General features: G+C 39.5%; 15 protein-coding genes and 2 tRNA genes. 8 read left to right on the forward strand and 9 right to left on the reverse strand.

The window, feature by feature from the left end; genetic code table 11:
• Window positions 1-8: 8 nt before the first annotated feature.
• Both ACT29I_RS11085 and sqr read right to left on the reverse strand, forming a co-directional pair.
• Window positions 9-671, reverse strand: coding sequence for a DUF1641 domain-containing protein (locus ACT29I_RS11085; RefSeq protein WP_430936070.1), 663 nt, complete (start codon window positions 669-671; stop codon window positions 9-11).
• Window positions 672-681: 10 nt separating this feature from the next.
• Window positions 682-1,920 carry a type III sulfide quinone reductase, selenoprotein subtype gene (gene sqr, locus ACT29I_RS11090; RefSeq protein WP_444793445.1) on the reverse strand — a complete coding sequence of 413 codons (1,239 nt, stop codon included), beginning with the start codon at window positions 1,918-1,920 and terminating at the stop codon, window positions 682-684.
• A gap of 318 nt (window positions 1,921-2,238) precedes the next feature.
• On the opposite strand from sqr, the gene ACT29I_RS11095 reads away from it, so the two are divergent.
• A complete protein-coding gene (locus ACT29I_RS11095; RefSeq protein ID WP_444793446.1) occupies window positions 2,239-2,925 on the forward strand; it encodes a Crp/Fnr family transcriptional regulator in 687 nt (228 codons plus the stop codon).
• Window positions 2,926-3,007: 82 nt separating this feature from the next.
• On the opposite strand, the gene ACT29I_RS11100 is transcribed toward ACT29I_RS11095, so the two are convergent.
• Window positions 3,008-3,080: transfer RNA gene (locus ACT29I_RS11100), tRNA-Lys, on the reverse strand.
• 61 nt (window positions 3,081-3,141) lie between these two features.
• A tRNA-Lys gene (locus ACT29I_RS11105) sits at window positions 3,142-3,214 on the reverse strand.
• A gap of 211 nt (window positions 3,215-3,425) precedes the next feature.
• Between ACT29I_RS11105 and amrB the strand changes: the two genes are divergently transcribed.
• From amrB to ACT29I_RS11125, 4 genes are all read left to right on the forward strand, one after another.
• Window positions 3,426-4,829: an AmmeMemoRadiSam system protein B gene (gene amrB / locus ACT29I_RS11110; RefSeq protein ID WP_444793447.1), complete on the forward strand. Its 1,404-nt coding sequence runs from the start codon at window positions 3,426-3,428 to the stop codon at window positions 4,827-4,829.
• 12 nt (window positions 4,830-4,841) lie between these two features.
• Window positions 4,842-5,756 carry a metallophosphoesterase gene (locus ACT29I_RS11115; protein ID WP_444793448.1) on the forward strand — a complete coding sequence of 305 codons (915 nt, stop codon included), beginning with the start codon at window positions 4,842-4,844 and terminating at the stop codon, window positions 5,754-5,756.
• Window positions 5,716-6,756 (forward strand): AmmeMemoRadiSam system radical SAM enzyme, encoded by a 1,041-nt coding sequence (gene amrS / locus ACT29I_RS11120; RefSeq protein WP_444793449.1) that lies wholly within the window; start codon window positions 5,716-5,718, stop codon window positions 6,754-6,756. Before ACT29I_RS11115 ends, amrS begins: the two co-directional genes overlap by 41 nt.
• Window positions 6,757-7,393: 637 nt before the next feature.
• Window positions 7,394-7,825 (forward strand): Hsp20/alpha crystallin family protein, encoded by a 432-nt coding sequence (locus ACT29I_RS11125; protein ID WP_430936058.1) that lies wholly within the window; start codon window positions 7,394-7,396, stop codon window positions 7,823-7,825.
• A gap of 239 nt (window positions 7,826-8,064) precedes the next feature.
• Here the strand turns inward: ACT29I_RS11125 and ACT29I_RS11130 are convergent, their stop codons facing one another.
• Together ACT29I_RS11130 and ACT29I_RS11135 are read right to left on the reverse strand one after the other, a co-directional pair.
• Window positions 8,065-9,138, reverse strand: a complete 1,074-nt coding sequence (locus ACT29I_RS11130; RefSeq protein WP_430936056.1) for a PorP/SprF family type IX secretion system membrane protein — start codon at window positions 9,136-9,138, stop codon at window positions 8,065-8,067.
• A gap of 106 nt (window positions 9,139-9,244) precedes the next feature.
• Window positions 9,245-14,194, reverse strand: a complete 4,950-nt coding sequence (locus ACT29I_RS11135) for a PKD domain-containing protein (protein WP_444793450.1) — start codon at window positions 14,192-14,194, stop codon at window positions 9,245-9,247.
• A gap of 365 nt (window positions 14,195-14,559) precedes the next feature.
• Between ACT29I_RS11135 and ACT29I_RS11140 the strand changes: the two genes are divergently transcribed.
• Window positions 14,560-15,471: a proline dehydrogenase family protein gene (locus tag ACT29I_RS11140; RefSeq protein ID WP_430936052.1), complete on the forward strand. Its 912-nt coding sequence runs from the start codon at window positions 14,560-14,562 to the stop codon at window positions 15,469-15,471.
• A 72-nt stretch (window positions 15,472-15,543) separates the two neighbouring features.
• Here the strand turns inward: ACT29I_RS11140 and ACT29I_RS11145 are convergent, their stop codons facing one another.
• The 3 genes from ACT29I_RS11145 to ACT29I_RS11155 form a co-directional block, all read right to left on the reverse strand.
• Entirely contained in the window at window positions 15,544-18,339 is a 2,796-nt protein-coding gene (locus ACT29I_RS11145; protein ID WP_444793451.1) for a T9SS type A sorting domain-containing protein, read from the reverse strand.
• Between the two features lie 58 nt (window positions 18,340-18,397).
• Window positions 18,398-18,787, reverse strand: coding sequence for a hypothetical protein (locus tag ACT29I_RS11150; protein ID WP_430936048.1), 390 nt, complete (start codon window positions 18,785-18,787; stop codon window positions 18,398-18,400).
• A 158-nt stretch (window positions 18,788-18,945) separates the two neighbouring features.
• Window positions 18,946-20,247 (reverse strand): MATE family efflux transporter, encoded by a 1,302-nt coding sequence (locus ACT29I_RS11155; RefSeq protein WP_430936046.1) that lies wholly within the window; start codon window positions 20,245-20,247, stop codon window positions 18,946-18,948.
• A 278-nt stretch (window positions 20,248-20,525) separates the two neighbouring features.
• Between ACT29I_RS11155 and ACT29I_RS11160 the strand changes: the two genes are divergently transcribed.
• A complete protein-coding gene (locus ACT29I_RS11160; protein WP_430936044.1) occupies window positions 20,526-21,128 on the forward strand; it encodes a superoxide dismutase in 603 nt (200 codons plus the stop codon).
• Between the two features lie 172 nt (window positions 21,129-21,300).
• Window positions 21,301-22,338, forward strand: coding sequence for a polysaccharide deacetylase family protein (locus ACT29I_RS11165; protein ID WP_444793452.1), 1,038 nt, complete (start codon window positions 21,301-21,303; stop codon window positions 22,336-22,338).

A 22,338-nucleotide genomic window follows, 5' to 3' on the forward strand; every position in this document is an offset into this window, starting at 1 on the left:
TTAGAATATTATTCTTTCGACATATTTTTCATGAAGGCAACCATAAAACCCATTGCCTTCTTCATTTCAGGTTTATTCAGTTCGCGAATTAATTTAAACACGGAATACTCCGGAGTGTCTTTTACATCAATGCTTTGGTACACCTTAAGGGCATTTTGTACCGAATGCATTATTTCTGGCTGGGTGAAATTTTTAAGAGTGCCCATAATGGTCACGATATTATCGGCCAATAGACGAACATCCTCAGATGAAAAATTAGTGACTACATTGTCGATAATGCGACTTGCTTCGCGAAAGAACTCGAAATAGCCCTTTTGCTCTACTTTGTGTAAATTTCTTGTTAAATCGATGATGGAATTGCGAGCTAAGGGTGCTGCATCTTTTACGAAATCTATCGAGCTTTCAAATAGAGATAGGATATCAGATATATTATCGACGTTTTGCAACAGTTTTATGCCGAGTTGTTTTAATTGGTCTATATCAATTTCCACCTGTTGGTTCTCCAGTTCAACAACCGCCGTATCGTACATGTCCTTGCCCACAATTTGCAAGTCGGCTAGTAAGTCCTCTACGCTTTCCGCCTTTTGGTTTTGCAGATTGAGCGAATCAAGTACCAAATCCATTTTGTGATTGAGCAAGTTTATTTGCTCTTGTAAATATTGCTCATTCATAGTGTTGGCTTTAAAAGGTTACACGTTTCTTGCCGGCCATAGTCATATCTGCTTCCACAGGCAATTCCTTCCCTTTTAACAGTAAATGCCAATAAATCCATCGAAACATTATTTTGCCATAATGATTTATTTTGGTGTTTTTGAGTAAGCCAAATGGTCCAATGCCAGGTAAAGGAAAGGTGCCCGGAAGGGGTTCTGTTTCATAGTTAAAATCTATTAATGCCCCCATTCCGTATCCAGTTTCAATATAACAGTTGGCATGTCCATCGAAATGAGCGGTCAATGGTCTTCCATCTATCGCGTTCATCAGGTTATCAAACAATATTTCAGAAGCAAAATGTGCCACTGAACCAGCTTTGGACGTGGGTATGTTAGCGGCATCACCAAGTACAAATATATTGTCGTGATCCCGATGTTTTAAGGTGTGTTTATCCGTAAAGGCAAAATTGAGTTCATCACCTAAACCACTGCGATTCACCATCTCATCGCCCATATTCACAGGAATTATTGTCAGGGTATCGAATTCTACTTCCCGCTCGTCGTACGACACCAAAGTTTTTTTATCATTATCGATACGCTCGATATAAAAATCGGCAACTACATTGATGTTTTTTTCGTTGAGCAATTCTGAAAGCATCTTGGTGGCAATAGGCTTGGTAAATACACCCGACATGGGCGTAACGATGGTAATATCAACCTTATCGCGCATCCCTTTCTTAGTAAAGAATTCCTCCGCTAAAAACACAAACTCTAATGGAGCAACCGGACATTTGTAAGGTATCTCCGTAATTGCCATCACTAATTTACCTCCATTCCAACGTTTAAAGTGTTTTTGTAAGGCAAGCGCTCCTTCAATCGTATAAAAGTCAAATATATCTTTATACCAAAGCTCTTCTTTCAAACCCGGGGTTTCATCCGGCCGTGTTTGTGTTCCTGTAGCTATAATCAAAAAGTCGTATGGCAATACTTTTCCACCTTCTAATTGCACTTTTTTATTTTCGGCATCTACTTTATCTATGGAAGTGTACAACACTTTAATTCCTGCCGGAAAGAAAGAGCTTTTGGGCTTTGTGACATCGCGTTCGTTATAAATACCAAAGGGAATAAATAAAAAACCCGGCTGGTAATAGTGCGTACGGTGTTTATCAACAATTGTGATGACCCATTCTTCTTTATCCAGAGCATTGGCTAGCTTATTGGCCATCATGGTGCCAGCTGTGCCTCCACCTAATATTACAATTTTCTTCATTTCGGATATTTTATCAATGTTATACTCTTTTCCGGCAATTCGTTTTTTTATTTCGAGGTATTCAACTTTGCACATTATGAAACTTGACATGGATCATACCGCGTACATTGGGCAAATCATTATTTTTAATCTCCTTAATTTTTAAGTATATTAGAATAGTTACCTCGATGTAATTATTTGTTAAATAATCCTAGCTCTAAATGATATAAGAAAGTTAGTTGTTGTGAACGGTAATAAAGTGTAGTGAGTGGGTAATAAGTATCAGTTTATGATATATATCAATTGAAATCAAAGAATAAGATGATATAAATCAATTATATGGATCAGGAATGTAGTTGTGAAGCGTGTGAACTAAAAGAATTGTTTTTTAAGAATGTATCTTCTGACCAATTGTCGAGTCTTTGCGGAAGTAGAATAGAAAAAAAATATAGCAAAGGTGAATATATAATTGAAGAAGGAAGGTTCATAGAGGAATTTATATACTTAAAAAGCGGTTTGGTTAAACTGTTTGTTACCAATACAGATGGCAAGGAACAGATACTTTCATTTGCCAAGCCTTTTGATTTTGTGAGTCTGCTTAGTTTATTTTCAAAGCCACACTATAGTTATTCGGTTATGGTCATTGAAGACTCTACTACATGTAATATTCCCATTGAACACATAAAGAGTCTGATTCTTCTGAACGGAACTTTTGCTAAAAGTATTATTGAAAAAATGAACCGTGTAAGTGATGCCGTTATTCGCGAATCATTGGAAATAAGAAGACGAAATCTTCGTGGAAGAATAGCCTATGTATTGTTACATTTCTCTGATAACATATACAAAAGCAGAGAATTTGAACTACCCGTCAACAGAAAGGAGATTGCAGAGTATATTAGCATGACCACCGAAAATGTGATTCGCGCATTGACCGAATTTAGAAAGGATGGCATCATCAAAATTTACGGTAAATTTATTGAGATTTTAGCTTACGATAAATTAGTACAGATTTCGGAACATGGGTAACTTTGGGCGTGATCCTTCAATATTTCGCGTGATCTATAGGAATCATAAAAAAAGGAGAACAAAACTTGCTCTCCTTTCTTTGTGATTCAGCTGGGGTTCGAACCCAGGACCCCATCCTTAAAAGGGATGTGCTCTACCAGCTGAGCTACTGAATCATTCTGATATATCGGGAACCCCGATTTTATTTTCAAGACCGCTTTCGATCTTTTTAAAGTGTGATTCAGCTGGGGTTCGAACCCAGGACCCCATCCTTAAAAGGGATGTGCTCTACCAGCTGAGCTACTGAATCTCCTTGTTGCGTCGTCTTATTTCGTTAACGCGGATGCAAAAGTAGATGTTTTTTCTTAAATGCCAAATTTATTTGGCGCTTTTTTTGTGATAGTTTTTTGTAGTGTTATAACGGTTGATAACAAGAGTTTTGTTGTGAATAACTTGTGTCAAATAATCATTACAAATAAAAAAATAAAGCATTAACTTTAAAGTACTAAATACAATATGTCATGTTAAGTGTTGAAAGAGAACCTGTGGTGGCGGGTACGTTTTATAATTCAGATCCTGCGGAGTTAATTGTTCAGTTGAAAAAATGTTTCGATGGAGTTCAGGAAGCTGTTCAACGCTGCGTTTCTGCACTGATCGTTCCACATGCCGGATATTCTTATTCAGGAAAGGTGGCGGCGAGTGCATATGCCCTCGTTGATCAAGAAGCCGAATTTGATAACGTCTTTATTATTGGTTCAAGTCATCACGTGGCCTTTAACGGAGCCTCGGTATACAATAAAGGGCATTATAAAACGCCATTGGGCGTTGTTCCGGTTAATTTGGATATCGCTAATGATTTGATCAGTAAAAGTAAAAATATGCTTTTTAACAAGGAAGCGCATTCCGAGGAACACACAATAGAAGTTCAATTACCTTTCCTGCAATACAGAATTAAGAATCTTAAACACATTGTGCCGATAGTTATTGGGGTTAAAGATTATGCTCATTGTAAAAAAATAGCTGAGGATTTGCGCCCGTATTTTAATAGTAAGAACCTGTTTGTTTTTAGCACCGATTTTTCGCATTATCCTAGCGATGATGATGCGAGGAGAGTGGATGAAGGAACGGTAAATGCAATTTGTAGCAACAAACCTAAAGTGCTTATCAAAGAATTGGAAAAAAAGGAAGTGCGAAATATACCCAATCTATTTACAGGATTATGCGGCTGGAGTTCAATACTTACTCTTTTGTATTTAACCGAAGGGGAGTCAAGGTATCAGTACAAGAAAATTAAGTATATGACATCTGGCGAGACCCAGTTCAGGAATAAGGATAGAGTGGTGGGGTATCAATCTATTCTCATAGTGGATAACGGAAGAGATGAAATGGGTATCAGTGAAAAGAAAAAAAATATGTTATTGCAAATAGCGCGTCAGGCTATAAAAAGGCAATTGGGAGTAAAAGTTGACGAATCCGGGTTTATTGTTGATGACAGTATCAAACATCTCGACAGTGCATTTGTTTCGGTATATGTGGGCAGTAATTTGAGAGGTTGTATCGGTCAATTCACTTCATCCCATAGCCTGCCCGAACTGGTTGCTGAACTGGCGGTTTCATCCGCATTTAACGACGGCAGGTTTACGCCGATCTCAAAAAAAGAATTAGATGATATAACTATAGAAATATCTGTGTTGACACCAATGCGTAAGATACATAGTATCGAAGATATTGAATTGGGAAAACATGGTGTGTATCTAAAAAAGGGAGATAGAAAAGGGACATTTCTGCCGCAGGTTGCTACGAAAACAGGATGGAACCTGGAGGAGTTTCTAGGGCATTTGGCACGTGACAAAGCCCATGTTGGTTGGCTTGGATGGCAGGATGCTGATTTGTATGTTTTTGAGGCAATTGTTTTTTCCGATTAAACGTTTCAGGTAATGGGTACAAAATTAAATAGGCGAGAATTTATCCGTAATGGCGCATTGATTATAGCAGGCCTTTCTTTTTTGCCATCATGGGCTAGTCCCAGTAGAAAATTAAGGTTTGGGTGGGTCACTGATATTCATTATGCCGAGGCGCCCGTAAAATGGGGGAGATATTATTCGGAAGGAGTTTTTAAACTTAAAGAGGCGGTGAACCTGTTCAATAGTGAAAATGTAACTTTTGCCATTGAAACGGGAGATCTGAAGGATCAGTCAGAACTCCCTGTCGAAAAAGAAACTTTGGGTTACCTTAAAAAGATAGAAAACGAATTTGCCCAATTTAAAGGGCCGCGTTACCATGTCCTGGGTAATCATGATCTAGATTCCCTTTCTAAGGAACAATTCATGAGCCATGTGGAAAACACGGGAATTGATAAAAGTAAAACGTATTATTTCTTTGAGCATGCAGGGTTTAGGTTTGTGGTATTGGATGCCTGTTTCAAATCGAATGGTGCAGATTATGACCACGATAACTTTGATTATCGTGATACCAATATTCCTCAGGAAGAAATACTGTGGTTGGCCGATGTGTTAAAAAAGAGCGATAAGCCGGTTGTTATATTCGTGCACCAGTTGTTGGACGGCGAAGGGGATTTATATATTAACAATGCTTCTGCCGTGCGCGATGTGTTAAAGGCATCAGGTAATGTTGCGGCGGTGTTTCAAGGCCATCATCACGATGGAGGAGCAAAAGTGATCGACGGTATTTTATATTACACTTTAAAGGCCTTAGTTGAAGGAAGTGGCGCGGCAAACAACAGTTATGCTATCGTTAATCTGGACACAGACGGTGAGATAACTATAGAGGGGTACAGAAAAGCAGAGGGTTATGAATATGTATCGTCACAAGAAAAAATCCTTGCCATGTAAAGAAGCGCTGTATTGGCATGCGAAAGGAGATGGCGTGCAATGTGTGTTATGCCCGCACAATTGTTTTTTAAAAGAAGGCGAGGTGGGCATATGTCGTACCAGAGTCAATCGAAACAGTAAATTGGTTGCCCTGACTTATGGATACCCATGCGCTATGCATGTGGATCCCGTCGAAAAAAAACCGTTGTATCATTTTTTACCCGGGAGCAAAACTTTTTCTATCTCTACTACCGGATGCAATTTAAGGTGCTTAAACTGTCAGAACTATAGTATATCTCAGGCAGATTTTATCGAAGATGAGTTTCAATTTGTTTCTCCGGAAAATATGGTGGATGCTGCCCTGTCTCAAATATGCACCTCTATCTCCTACACATATACCGATCCTGTTGTCTATTATGAGTATGCCTATGATATTGCGGTTCTAGCAAAAGAAAACAATCTGAAAAACATAATAGTTTCCGCAGGATATATTCACAAAAAGCCTTTGCGTGAGCTGTGCAGATATATTGATGCAGCTAATATCGATTTAAAATGTTTCGACCCCAAAATTTATAAAACATTATCGGGTGTAGCCATGAATAATGTTTTGGATACGCTATTGGCATTGAAAGAAAAGGGAGTCTGGCTTGAAATAACAAACCTGTTAGTTCCGGGTTATAGTGATAGCATAAAAATGATAGAGAGGATGTGCTGCTGGTTGGTGGATAATGGATTGTCAGATTTTCCTTTGCACTTCAGCCGGTTTCACCCAACATACAAGTTATTAAACAGTCATCCAACTTCAATCTCAATATTGGAGGAAGCTTATTTGATGGCCCAAGAAATAGGGATTAAATATGTTTATCTGGGAAATGTCCGGGATGAAAAATATACTAATACGAAATGTCCGGCATGTAATAACGTAATTGTTCAACGTGATGCGTATCGTATCAGGATAGATTTAAAAGAGAACGGTCGATGCAGGTTTTGTGATTGTAAAATTGAAGGAGTTTGGAACTGAAAATTGATCATGTATCTTTTTTGTATTCATTTGTTTTTCTGTGCCTGAAAATAGCATTCTACGAAACAAAAATTTACTTTATAATCAGGTGGATTTTATAAGAGAAATGCAGTGTTTTTAGAGTTGTTGACTATGGTAGTGATTCCGACCAGGCTGATGGCATAGGTGGATCTGGAATAATTTAAGGGAGTAAGCGCTCTATGCCTAATGATCCCAATATATTATAATGTCGCAAAACAGCGAAAAAGAATAAATGAAGTCTCCGCTTAATCTATCTTTGTTTAACTTCCATTTAGGCAATACAAAGGAGGTCATATTCAGAATGAATACGACCTCCGGTACACACAGGAATTGTTGGGAGGAAAAAATTTTCTTTTGTAATATCTGAAGGCAAATATCAGTTTTTAAGCATTCTTTACTATTACCCATCTGTTACCATTATCTTAAATTAAATTACACGTTGTTTTATAGGTGTAGGACAAAATGGCGTAAAAATAAGGAATAACAATGTCAAAATGACATTGTTATGTTGTGAATGTATGACTTTATGTCCTGATTAGTAGGGTGGTATAAAGTTTGAGAATAACAGTTCAAACAATGAAAAATATTAAAAACTAAAAAATAGGAGGATTTCATTATGACACTAGTTAGAAGAACAAACAGAAATTTAGATTCATTATTAAATGATTTTATGGGTGGTGACTTTTTTATGAACCAAAACGGATTGTATTCGGGAAGTAAGTCTATCCCAGCCGTAAACATTATCGACGACAACGATCAATATTTAATTGAATTGGCGGCAGCCGGATTAAAAAAAGAAGATTTCAACATCGAGTTTAATAATGGTAAACTGACCATTTCGGCTAAGGAAGAAGAAAGTAAAGAAAACGTTAAATACACACAAAGAGAATTTAACTATGCCGGATTTACCAGAACCTTTGCGGTACCTAAACAAAAAGTAGATGATGGAGCAATCGCTGCAAATTACGAAAACGGTGTATTGAGAATTACACTTCCCAAGAGGGAAGAAGTGAAACCAAAACCGGCACGATTGGTTGAGATTGCATAATTGATTTGGTTAGTATGATTTGTATTAGGGGGCCTTCGATAGAGGGCCCTTTTTATTACGAAGTCTTTTAACTTAAAATCTATTGTCTGATTGGTAACTGTTTAAAATCATTGACCAATGACTAATTGAACCGGTATCGATCACTGAATGTCAATTCCTAAAAAAAACCGATTACTGATTGTTGAATCCCAAACACCTTTCATTTCCCACCTCTCATCAACTCACCGGTTCACCAACCACTAAAACACCCTTCGCCTTTTGCGTTTATATTTGCTTCGGCTCGTACTTGATAAAGGATTCGCTGTTTCGGAACAAGGTAATGCCGGACGCTTACCGTTAAGCCGTAAACCCATTCTCTGGTTAAACTCAAATATTACCGATAGTTCATGGGCGCCTTGAGAGTTCCATCCCAAACTGGATATGGAAACATCGTAACTATAACCAAAACGGAGTGGTCCATATTTATACGACAGTAATGCAACTATGGCATCTTGATTAATGCTTGAGCTGTTTTCCGTTGATATAAACGGAAGTCCGCGGTACCAGATTCCAATCTCTATCGGATCGTTAAACCAGTATACGCCCAAATCCATTTGAACATCCTGAGCTTGTTGTTGCAGTCTATAGCTTAATGAAAAAGATCTGGCATGACCTTTTAGACGTCTTTTTTCGTTCCAGATATTTACCCCTCCAAACAAAACTGTTTTCAAAGGCATTCTCATCTCTTCGTTTAAAAAGGAATAGTTGGGTTGAGCTAAGTGGTCTACCGTTATCCCAAACCAATATTTCGAACTGTAAAGAAATGCCGAGGCGGCAAAGTCTATGTAGTTAGCTTTTTCGTTGTTTAGTCTGCTCCAGGATCCTGATCCTCCTAAACCTTGCATTTCATCCACAAACATAAGTTTGTTAAAGTCAATAGTCTTATCGCCGTAGGTAAACTGCAGTCCGGGAATTAATTGCCATTCATCGTTAATTACCAGATTGTAGCTGTACTGAAAGGCAAAATTAGTTGTGGTTAAGCCGGCACTTCCAGCCTTGTCTTGATATAGCAAAAAACCAAGTCCGCTATTTAGACCTTGAAAGAAGTTGTCAAATGAGATGGAATAAGTTTCAAAAGCGTTTTGTATCCCTGGCCATTGGTTTCGGTAGTTAGCTATTAATCGGCCACCATCGGTAGAGCCTGCTAAAGACGGACTCATATACAGCGGATTAGCATAGAACTGCGAAAAATGCGGATCTTGAGCCATAGTGCTATTTACCATACCGCTTATAGCGATGATTAGAAATAATAGGTATGTTTTAAATCTATTCATCTGTTTAAAATTATTGAAACCTCTTTAACCTGAGCAATATTCTTTAATTATTATATAAAACTTATTTTACCCTCAGGGCCTTTTGCCAGCAGGCATGCATCCCGGTTTATCTCAATAAGGTTACATCTCCGGTATACACTTTAAACTGGCCCGTACTAAACCTACAGGATACTTTCCATATATACACGCCCTGCGAACAGAGCTGCTTTTTGTGATATCCATTCCAGCCCACCTCGATGTCTTCACTCTCGAACACCAACTGACCCCATCGGGTAAAAATCTGGAGTTTATATTCAACCACTCCTTTTTGAATCGCCGGATGGAAGATGTAATTGTTGTTGTCGGTACGGTCATATCTGCCATCTCCGGGCCCTGAAGTGTTAGGGGTGAACGCGTTCGGAAAAGTGATTTCTCCGCCCTCCTTGGCTGTTACTGCCTGGTATTGAATGTACGAGTTGGTGCAGCCAAATTCGTTTTCGGCGTCCAGGGTGATGTCGAAATTGCCTGCGGAAGTATAGTTGTAAACCGGGTTTTCGTCGGTAGATGTTTGCCCGTCACCGAATCGCCAAAGGTAACTATCCGCATCCATCGATTGGTTCACAAACGTTACGCCTTCTCCCGGAATGGTAACTACGTTAGGGCGTACATCAAATAATGCTGTAGGTTCGGGATAGACCTCCACCTTAAGATCATCTTTTATCGTTGTGCCACCGGGGCCTTCCACAGTAAGGGTCACAGTATAGGTTCCTTCGGTATAATAAATATGTGTGGGATTAGGATCGGCAGAGATATTTCCGTCACCAAAATCCCAGTGATAGGTTTCAACGTTTGTCGCATTGCTGTAAAAATCTACTTTTAAGGCAGGGCATCCTTCGGTGGGTGGCCCATATTCCAACGTTGGCAGGCCGGCAATAATGATAATTCCTTTTTTAATTGTGTTTTCACATTTATCGGAATAAACCCGAAGGGAAAGATCATATTCACCGTAATCCGTGTAAGTGTAGCTGTTGGGTTGTCTTTCCGTTGAGGTATTTGAATCTCCAAAATCCCATTGATATTCCCAAATATCTCCTTGGGTTAAATTGTTAATTTCTATGGTCGATTCCGGCATCTGTAGTTCTTGTGGTGCAACACTGAAATCAACATTTGGAGTTGCATAAACGGTAACTTTTGTGTAGGCTGTATCACTACATCCATAAGGTGAATTGGCAATCATACTCACATCGTATTCAATGTCGGCATCCGTATTATTCTTAAACATATTCAGTCCGAGGTACGATTCGGAAGTGTTTCCGTCACCGTAATCCCAAATAAAATCGTTGGCTCCTTCCGACTCGTTACCAAAACTGACTTCCAAAGGCGAACATCCTTTGCTGTCTCCCGTAATTTTAGCCACCACATTGGGTTTTACACTTGTATAGCCTTCCATCGAGTCTTTACATCCAAAGCTGTTTTCGGTGAGGAGTTTAATTTTAAACTCCTTTGGCGTATAATGGTCGTTGGAATAAATATGGTCTACGCTTTCGTTCCCTGTCATGGTAGCTGAAGTACCGTCGCCAAAGTTCCAGGTTGAGCTTACAATATTTTCGGTATAGTTTGTAAATGTTACGCTTTTGGGAGAGCATACCGAAAAATCGTTGGGTTCGAAATAAGTGTTTGGGCTGGGTAGTGCTTTCACTTCTACCGAGGCTGTGTCTGAACATCCATAGGGAGAAGATGCTATCATCTGAACGTCGAAAGTTAATTCTTCGTCTGTGGCATTTTCAAATATATTCTGACCTAAGACTCCTGCTGAGGTATTTCCGTCTCCATAGTCCCAAAGATAGCTGTTTGCGCCGGTTGAATTATTGGCAAAGTTGGCTTCGAAAGGAGCGCAGTCTGTCACCGCTTCGCTGATATCGGCATGTACGGATGGATTAACGGTAGTAAACCCATCCAACGAATCTTTACAGCCAAAACTGTTTTCAGCTATTAATCGTATCCGGTAATTAAGTGGACTGAATGTGTCGTTGGTGAATGTGTGTTCAATGTTTTCAGTGTCGCTAGTCGAAGCTTTATCACCATCGCCAAATTCCCAATAGGATTTAATTGTGTTTTCCGAATTGTTTTCAAAAAGAATATTCTTTGGAGAACAGATGGCAAAATCGTTGGGAACGAACTTAGCAGTGGGAGACGGCAATACGGTTACCGTTACTTCGGCAGTATCTAAACACCCAAATCCGGAGGTAGTGTAAAGGGTTACTTTATGTTTTTCTTTTACCTGGTTATTGTTTGAAAACAATTTTGCATTTACATTTCCTCCTGTAACAAGATTTCCATCTCCAAAATCCCATTCGTATTTAAAGGCTCCTATGTCAGCCACAAAATCTGCGTTTAAAGGTGAGCATCCGCTGTCGGGATTAGCGGAAAGGTTAAATTCCTGTCTTGGATAAACGGTGGTGTACAATTCGGAAGTATCGGTACAACCAAAAGCGTTTTCGGTTACAAGTTGTACCTCAAATGATTGTGTATACGACTCGGGGTTAATGAATAGGTGCGCAGCATTTTCTGAAGTTATTGTGTCTGTGCCATCACCAAACATCCATTCATAAGCACTTCCTCCTTGCGATTTGTTGGTGAAGTTGCTTTCCAAAGGTGTACATCCCACTGCTTCATCTATCTCGAAATAAGAAATTGGAGTAGGGGCTACCTTAACGGAGTGGATAGTTGTATCTGCACATCCATTTAGGGTTCGTGCAATTAATGTGATTTCGTAATCAACGGCAGCTGGTGTTTTGTTGGTAAATACCAGCTGTGGGTTTTCAAGGTTCGAAATGATTCCGTTTCCAAAGTCCCAGTAATAATTGTCCGCATGGCTTGAAGTGTTTTCAAATTCTATTTCCAACGGAGTGCAGCCCACGGCTGGAGGAGGGGTTATTTGCGCATCCGGTAGCTGGAAAAAATTGATTTCAACAGTGTCTCCACCAACACATCCATTGCCGTTATCCTCGTTCCAGGCAAATTTAAAGGTTCCAGGTGTGTCTACGGTAACATTTGTAATTTCCGATGCGTCGTTATTAAAGTTGGCGGTTCCTGTTCCTTCGGCTTTTGTCCATTTGCCGGTTCCAACATGTTTGAACGCAATTAATTGTATCGACAAACCACAAGTGTCTTTGTCCTCCATAACGGCAGGTAATGGTATTTCGGTGAAAGAAAGGTTGATGTCGGCCGAGTCAACGCAACCGTTGTTTTCTTCTATCCATCTTACTACGTAAGTGCCATAAGTATCGGCAACAACATTTGGGTCGGGTAAGCTGAATGACGAAAATGCCAGGTTACCCGGGCCACTGACGGTTTTCCAGCTTCCTGTTCCTATACTTGGCATCGCTGTAAGAATGGTTTGTAAACCACATTCGTCAATATTGTTGCCGGCATTGGCTATAGGTTGAGCATCCACTGTTATAGTAATTGTTTTGGTATCCTGACAGCCATGCGTATCCCTGACGGTATAATTATATTGAAAGGTGCCGGCTTCATCGGCGGTGAAAACAGGTGATTGAATATCAGTTGCAGATAACTTGTCCGTTCTGGTTCCTGTCCATTGATGAAATATGTAAGCGTTGGAACCACCGGATGGCTGTGGATCTAGTGTAATGTTCGTGCCTAAACATACTTCAATGTTGTTATTGGTAATACTGATGTTAACTTGCTGAACATCCATAATTATGGTGTCACTGCTCCAACAGGTGTTTTGGTCTTCCACGCGATAAATAAGTTCATATTGTCCACTTGTAGCTGTTGTAAAGTCCGGGTCGACGATGCTGGTACTGCTTAAACTACCGGTTTGGCCACTCCATGAATGTGTATACGGCGCAGTTCCCAAGCTGGGGTTACCATCGAGCCCGATTGCAACCCCGGGACAAAGATGGGTTGTATCCCCTTGTGCGATATCTGCTTTGGGTGATTCCAGTACTTGAATGTTTACAGTACCTACATCGGAACAACCATTGCCATCGGTAATAGAATAGGTAATAGAGTGTGTTCCGGGGCCCGCTATTTCGGGATCGAACATAGCACTCCAGGGGTCACTAATTCCCGGGCCTGCCCATTGTCCACCTCCGTCAGCTGCAATCAATAAAAAGGGATCTTCCGATTCGCAAACAGCTGCTACCGGATGAATTGAAGCATCAGGTAAATCCACAATAATGGCTTGGGCTGTTGTGGTCACCGGAGGAAAATCACCGTTGATAGGGTCGGCAGGAGGCAGACCGTCGTACAGGTCCGCATCGTAAGGGTTGCAAACATTCCAGTTGCGAAGCGTTACTTCAAAAAAAGCGCCAACCGGATGCCCCGTTGGAATGTAAATATCCAGTGTTGTATTGTAAGGAGCAGAAGGTGCCTCAACTGGGCCCGGCATATAATCTATCGATCCTGACCAGGGGTAAGCCCTTACGGAACCATCTACCTGGGCATTGGCAATTGTGCTTCCCCCAGTACCGTAGATCCATTGAACCCACCTGTCGGCATTGTTGATCACATCGTTTTCGTCAGGTGGAGTACAATTCCACTGGCTTACATCTTCAAAATGGAAAAGAGCATCGTTCCCAACACAAATTGGTTTAGGATCGGGAGTGATGGCTAAATAGCCCCCGTTTTGGTCGTCCGTGTCCCATACTGTTACAATCTGTTCCTGTTCGGAACTGGTGCAAACAACTCCATTAACAACCAAAGCCACTCTCGGATGATAATTGCACTGGTTACCTGTGTTGGGATACGTATGGCTATGGGTTGTTTGCCAATCCCTCTCGGTGGCATTAATCAAGGTAGCATCAATGACCTCAACCGGGGTGCCATCGTCCCAATCGTACTGTATTTGTATGGTCGCTGTGCCTTTGTCATTTACGCCGTAATACGTAACCTCCCAATCTACATCTACCGGGGCACATTTTCCAATGGGGTGAATGTCGTTCCCTTTTGAAAGATGGGTGCAGTCTTGTCCGAAACTGAAGCTGTAAATCAGAGTGAACAAAATAATGCAAAGCCCCAGGCGATATGGTGTGCTGTGTTGATTGATCACCGTGGTTAATTTATATGTTGTGTTCCCTTTGTTACGTAGTATATCCAAATTAGTTTTGACAAATAGATGTTTTTTTGTGATAAAAACTTTTATACGCACATTTTCAGTAGATTATGATAATAAAAAAGTGGGTGAGGTTAAATCTGTAAATATTTTGGCAATGGGTATATTCTGATTCGTGAATTGTCTTTTTAAATATGATTTATGTCAGGATTACCCTGTACGTAAGGGTTTTATGAGAATAGTCATTTTTTCGGAATGTAAAAAAGTAGAAGTTTATACTGGATAACAATATCAATCGATTTGAAAAAAAATGTAGTTGTACTCATAAATTTAATAATAAGCGATTGATGAAAATAATGGATATGATTAACAAAGCAGTTGCCACGGTAGTACCCTATTTTCCTAAGAAGTTTATATGGGTATTCTCTAAGAAATATATAGCAGGAGTTACCGTGCAAGATGCCATTCAGGCTTCTCAAAGCCTGAATATGCACGGAGTATGTGTTACTGTGGACTTGCTCGGGGAGTTTATCACGAATATGGAGCAGGCTAGCTTTAATAGGGATCAATATTTGCAAATTATCGAAGCATTTGAAAATGCCAAAATTGATGGTAATTATTCCCTTAAACCAACAAGCTTTGGATTATTGATAGATCCCGAGAAGTGTTATCAAAATATTCGTACCATTGTTGCCTTGGCTGCCAAATACGGCAATTTTGTACGAATCGATATGGAAGATTCAGCATGTGTTGATTTGGAATTGACATTGTACAAACGATTAAAACAAGAGTTTCCGAAAAGTGTGGGGTTGGTATTGCAGGCGTATCTAAAAAGGACAGCGGATGATATTGATGCGCTGTTAAATTTACATACACCGGAGTCACCTTTAAATTTCAGGCTATGCAAAGGAATCTATAATGAGCCGGAGGAAATCGCAATTAAGGATGGAAAGAAGATAAATGAAAATTACCTCAAACTACTAGATAAGTTGCTTTTTAGAGGTGTGTATGTAGGTATTGCAACACACGATAAGGCATTGGTAGACGGAGCCAATAAGCTTATTGAAAAATACCAGGTTCCTAAGGATATGTACGAGTTTCAGATGTTATACGGGGTAACACCTGAACTGAGAAACAGTATTGTAGGAAATGGAAATAAAATGCGGGTTTACGTACCTTATGGTGAGGACTGGTTTGGATATTCAACGCGAAGATTAAAAGAAAATCCGAAAATGGCACAGCACATCATTAAATCAATTTTTGTCAAAGGTTAGGTTAATATATTGGTTATGTTTATGTGAGGGTAAGGTCGGGGAAGGCCTTACCCTCTTTTTATTTTATTTATTTTATCGAATGCTAATTTTTTGAGCATAAACCTGGTTATCAAGATTAAGCTTAATGATGTATATGCCTGCACTTACATCGGTAAGATTAAACTGATACGAGTTCAATTCTTCCTGAGAATTAAATTTGTTTTCAAAAACAATACGTCCGTTGTTGTCGAGAATAGAGATGAACATGTTGCTGCCAGATGCAGTTTTTACATCAATATTAAACATTCCATCACTGGGGTTTGGGTAAACCGTAAATGATGAATTATTCTTCGCTGTTGACTCAGGGCTAAAGCCTGTGCCTGAAGAAGGCTTACCAACAAAAATTCCTCTTCCATGAGTGGCAGTTACTACTTTACCATCCAGATCGCTGGTTTTTACCATGTTGCATACTACGTTTCCAAGATTGTTTGTTGCAACATTTTCCCAAACCGTAGAGGTACCATTGAGTGTTTGTGTTTTGTATAGGCCAATACTGGTTGAAATATAATAGGTTTTTTCATCGTCCCAATTCAAAATGGCTGCACCTCTAACCGAAACATCGGAAGCGGTAGGATCTGTAGTAACAACCGAATAACTAAGGTTACCGTCGATCTGTGTGTAATTAACTCCTCCATCTGAAGAATAAAAGATACTGGGGACGTTGTAGTTTGAAAAAATTACGATTATTTCATTGGCGTCTCGCGGGTTAATGGCAATGCAGTTAGGGTACGATCCGGAGTTGGCTTCGTTTATTGAAATGTCGTTCCTAACCAGGCTCCCTTCATCGACAGTACTGTTTTCAACCTTATAAACCAACGGATTGCCCGATTCGGCGTAGGCAGCATAGTAAAGCACATTTGCCGGAGATTGTGAAACAGCCATGGTTGTTACCGTATAGCCCGGTACGTCCAAAACGCTTGGGGCAGACCATCCTGACATATTGGAATTATCAAAATCGAAAATATCCTCAATTGCTTTATTGATCCATACGTTTTCTCCTGCCGCATAATACATTACCTCTTCGTTATTAGGGTTGATGACAAACGGGTTGATATATAATTGTCCGGTAGCGTCAGCCGGTACAACAAAGGACCATTCCGCACCATCATTACCAAAAGGGTTTATCGGAAAATTTTGGGCATCGTAATTTGTCCGTATCACCGTACCGTTTTGCGATGAAACATAAGCATAGTTGGCACCAAGATAACAATAACCGCCATCCCCGCTACTAATGTTCTCGGAGCCGGAAGTGGAAGTGTTGTACCTAAAAGCAGGTGTCCCGTTGTCCTGTGTTCCACCTATATAGCGATCATCGTCAGCAGTATTGATATCGGCAATCGTATAAAATTGCGTAACATTGTAGCCATTGTTCTTATCAATCCATGGCATTAACGAGCTGGCCGTAGTGTTTTGTGTAATATCTGCAACATAGCTCAAGCCTCCATCGTGACCGCTCCAGACAGCATCATTGTTGTTGGGATCAAAAATGGTAATATGGCAATCGGCATGATGATTTGTATATTGACCATTACCACCATCTGTTTCATATCCCCCAATCCAACTATAATCTTTGGTAGGAGAGGATGCAAAACCATCATTGGATCGGAATAGAGAAGTGTTTCCGATGATAATAAAATCTTCATCATCCGGCTTTACCGCCAAAGTCATATTATAATTGGCTTGTGGTCCTAATTTTCCATTGTTACTATCGAAGGCTGGTAAATTCGCCGTCCTGTCTATCAGTTCATTATTTGTCAGATCTATTTTATGAAACGATATGTTGGTTTCGTCAATGTTTGTAAATACATAACCGATATTTGTATTTGATGGTGCGAATCGTATTACGCTTCTATCGTGTGTTGAAGGGAATGTTGTTGAACTGGCATCTATCTGAGAAAAGGCAGTCGCGTTGAACTGCTTATAATATACTCCGGGCGAATTATCCGGCGTGCTACCCTCGTTAAAGTTTGCTTCGGATAGAACGGCTAAAATGTTTCCCTGCGAATCAATGTCAAAATCACAATAAACATGGTCGTTACCTCCACCTAATTCGCCACTTAACGAATATGTGCCGTCCGTCTCCGATAATTTGATTAACCCATAGCTATGGGCGGCCAGAATTAAATCTCCGTTGTAAGGGTTTACTTTTATCTTTGAAATATAATCGCTTATATTGTCCCATTCAAAAGGTGCTGTATTGCTGCCATAAACGATATTCCAAGTTTCACCATTATCTGTAGATTTGTATATCCCATAACCTGAATAGAAAGATCCCGTTGCATCGGCAGAGTTGCCATTAAATTCCCCACTGGCATAATACCAATTGTTTTCTTGTCCGGATCTGGTGTCTTGGCATATGGAAGTTACCGAGTATGTTTCGTCAGGAGAGTTTTTTAATTGCCAGCTCTCTCCCTGGTCAGTCGATTTCCAGATACCGCCGGAGACACCTCCCGCAATAACAATGTTCGAGTTACGCGTGTCAATTGCCAAAGCCCGCGTTCTACCCCCAACATCATTGGGGCCTGCTTCGCTCCAGTCATAAGCCGCGCTACCGCTTTTTAAAGTGCTTTTAGGCAGTGAAGAATAAAGTGCCAGTTCTTTACTCCTGATACCATTAGGTATTTTATTCACTGCCGGATCCCTAAGCATATGAAAGAAATAGGCTTCCCTGTTTTTAATGGTTTGGGCCGCTGCTTTTGGCGAGTGTGACGACCTAACCTTTGGAGGTAATTTAATGTGGTTGCGGGTTACATGGCGGTTGGTTAAGACAACAGTTGCAGCAATGGCAACACTTGCGACGCTAAGTAAAATATAAGATCTGTTTTTCATACTTTTAAATTAGACAAGCGGATAATAATTATTAACGTTAGGTTCCAGGGTGTTTTTGCTATTGTTGGGAGATTAATATTAATTTCCAAGATTGCGAATCGTGATATGGCCTTACTTTGTTAACTAAAATACATTTAACCGTTTTGTAGGCCTTTGGTTTGGTGTTTACATAGCTTTTAATTACTAGTTTCTCCCCTTCGGAAATAACAGGGGCGGAACTTCCTCGCATATGGATGGTATCAATAACAAAGTATTCGGCCCCGTTTGCAATAGTTAAATGACCGGTGACCAAGGTTTCGTTATGACCTATTTCGTCACCTCTAAATTTAGGTTTTGGGTGGGTTGATGATGTATCTGATTGGATAGTTTTATCGATAGGTTTGCACCCAATCAGGGATAAGGCAATAAATAATATATAAAATTGGCCTGAACTTATGGTTTTTTTCATACGGAGGATATGTTTATTTTAAACAAGTGACAAATTTTGATTGTTCACCAACAAGTATTATTTCACTCTATTGAGCCATGAAATATAAAACTATACAACATTACAATTGAAATATTCTTTACGGAGATAAGCCAAATTTGATTCGATATATAATAAGATTATTTAATTTTAACAAAAACCGCACTTTTAGCTAAAAGGCTTTGTGAAATACTTCTTGATAGCATAAATAATAACATGGCCAACCATAATGCATGTACTCCAATATAGCCGGCTAATATATAATAAGGTGCAAAGAAGAACAGAATTGATGAAATGAGCATGGTGTTTCGCATGGCTTTGGAAGCTGTTGCTCCAATATAAATTCCGTCCCATATAAATGAAGCAAAGCTGGCCAAAGGTAAAAACACAAGCCATATTATATACTGCGAAGCTTCGCTTAGTACGGTTTCCTTATTGGTGAACAGTTTTAAAAGTTGGTTTCCCGCACTATAATAAGCTAAGGTAAACGACAAGCCAAAAAAGATGCCCCAATAAAAAAGTTTTCTCGAAGCTTCTACAAGTTTGCTTTTGTTACGGGCGCCATAGTATTTACCCACTATAGCTTCCGCCGCATAGGCAAAGCCGTCTAAAAAATACGAAAACAGAAAAAGAAACTGTAATAAGGCACTGTTGGCAGCCAGCGCTATATCTCCGAAGCTGGCAGATTTAGAGGTGAAAAAAGTAAAAACGGCAATAACGCACCAGGTTCTGATAAATATATCAGCACTCACATTTAAAAATCCCTTAAAATGTTTGGCTACCATAACGGCTTTCAGGTTAAGGTAGTGAAGTGTTTCTTTGTATCTTTTCAGAAATAAAATGATGGCAAGTACCAGGCCGGTATATTGAGCAATTACCGAACCCAAAGCAACACCTCGTTCCTCCATGCCTATTTCGCGTACCAGGAAAAAACTGCATCCTATATTGACAATATTTATCAAAACTGAAATAATCATAGGATACAACGCGTTTTGCATTCCTAAAAACCAACCATTAATCACCATTAGCGAAATAGCGGCTGGTGCCGCCCAAATTCTTACGTAATAATAGTTTCGGGCTAATTCCTTAACTTCCTGCGATCCGTCCAATAGCCAAAAGCTTAGTTTCTCGAGACCAGCCTGAAAGATCAGCAATACTAAACTGCCCACAATTGCTATTAACATACCGCGAAACAAAACCATAGCCATTTCCCGATTGCTTTTCTTGCCAAAAGCCTGTGCTGCTATCCCACTAATGCTCATCCTAAGAAAAGCAAACCCCCAATACACAAAATTGAAGATAACGCCACCTAAAGCAACTGCTCCCATAAATAATTCAGAATCCAAATATCCCATTAAGTGTAAATCCACCATGCTCAATAAGGGAACCGTTAAATTGGTTAAAATATTGGGAACGGATAATTTAAGTATGTCTTTATGCACTGTATGTCAGTTGTTTTTGTAAAAAGTAATACTAAGAATACAATTGGAAGTATGATCATATCCTGCGTAATCTTAATGATATGTTCTGGCCTCGCCGGTTTAATTAATTTGGGAGTCGAAGATAATATTTTTATTTTTTTTTAAACATTTTGTTTTGGGTGGTGTTTTACCCTTGATTTTAACAAAGCGGAAAAAAAGATGTAAAAATCTTATTAAATTGTTTTGATTTAATCTAAATAAGAAATAAATTTGTATCACATTCATAACCGAAAACAATTATGGCATTTGAATTACCAAAATTAAATTACGCTTACGATGCTTTAGAGCCGCATATTGACGCCCGTACTATGGAGATTCATCATACGAAGCACCATGGGGGATACACCAAAAACCTAAACGCTGCTATTGAGGGAACTGATATAGCCTCTTTTTCTATTAAAGATATATTAAAGGATGTTTCAAAGCATTCAGTGGCGGTAAGAAATAATGGTGGCGGATTTTATAACCACGATTTATTTTGGAAGGTAATGTCACCCAACGGTGGAGGAATACCATCTGGAGACTTGTTTCAGGCGGTAGTAAAGAATTTTGGATCGTTTGATGCGTTTAAAGATCAGTTTTCAAAAGCGGCTGCGACCCGTTTTGGTTCAGGTTGGGCTTGGCTGGTAAAAAAAGATGATGGAAGTTTAGTGGTGAGTTCCACGCCAAATCAGGATAATCCGTTGATGGATGTTGCCGAAGTTAAAGGTACCCCTATTTTAGGATTGGATGTTTGGGAGCACGCCTACTATTTAAAATATCAAAATTTACGTCCTGATTATATCAGTGCATTCTGGAATGTAATTAATTGGGACGAAGTTTCTAAACGATTAATAGGTTAGTTTGTTTATTTTGTCTGGGTAATGTGGGGTGTCCGTTATAAATGGGCACCCCATTGTATTTTATACACTTACAAAAATTTGAACCTTATCGCCAACGAACAAACTGAAAAAGTGTGTATAATTGATTTGAATGATTAGTTTTGTTGGTGACTAATTTCATCTGCCTTTCAAATTGAAAAAACTAAGACAAAACCTAAAACAACTTTTCTGCCCGCTTGCCGGGATATTGCCATTTAAAATGTTACGACAGTTTGCCAATCGTGATTTGTTGGTAATTAACTATCATAGTATAAATAATGCTGATCCCGATCCTGTTATTAACAAAAACATTTATCGTAGCGTTGAAGAGTTCGAGCAGGATATCAAATTCTTAAAAAAATATTATCGGTTCGTTTCATTAAAAGAAGTGTTGGAAGGCGTGGCGGGCACTAGAAAGTTAGGAAAAAAATGTGTGCTGCTGACATTTGATGACGGATTAAGGGTGGTGTATGACAAATTCCGTCCCGTCTTAATAAAATATGATATTTCTGCGGCTGTTTTTATAAATCCCTGTTTTATCGACAACAAAGAACTGCACTACCAACGAAAAAAGAATCTAATTCTACATACCGTCACAACACGCGAGGTTGAAGAGAAAAAGAAGCATTGGAAAACAATTTTCGCCGAGCAGGAAATGTATTCGCGAAATTTTTACGACAATGTGAATTCCATTTGTTATAAAAATTCATCTTTGCTGAATGACCTTTCAGCGTTGTTTAAAATTGATATCGACAAGTACCTTAATCGCCATCCGATTTATCTAAGCAGTGATCAAATCGAGAAAATGATGGAGGAGGGGTTTTATTTTGGCGGGCACAGCATGGATCACCCAAACTATGACGAAATTTCCTTTAATGAACAGCTGCGGCAAACCCTTGAAAGTATAGAATGGGTGTCCAAGAAGTATGATGTTAACTATAAGGTGTTTGCTTTCCCATTGCGTGATCATAATATTCCGGTTGAATTATTTGAAGCAATTAAAGGTCAATGCGACATCTCATTTGGGGTAAGGGGCATGGGACCGGATACGATAAATAATCATTTGCAGCGGGTGGAAGTTGAATCGAGCTCCATGAAGATAGAACATGCATTGAAACTTGAATACTTAAAGTATATGTTACGATGCCTTGTTGGAAATAGGAAGTACAGACGTAAGAACTTGGTGAAATAG

This window comes from Saccharicrinis sp. GN24d3, assembly GCF_052400645.1.
Classification (GTDB): Bacteria; Bacteroidota; Bacteroidia; order Bacteroidales; family Marinilabiliaceae; genus Saccharicrinis.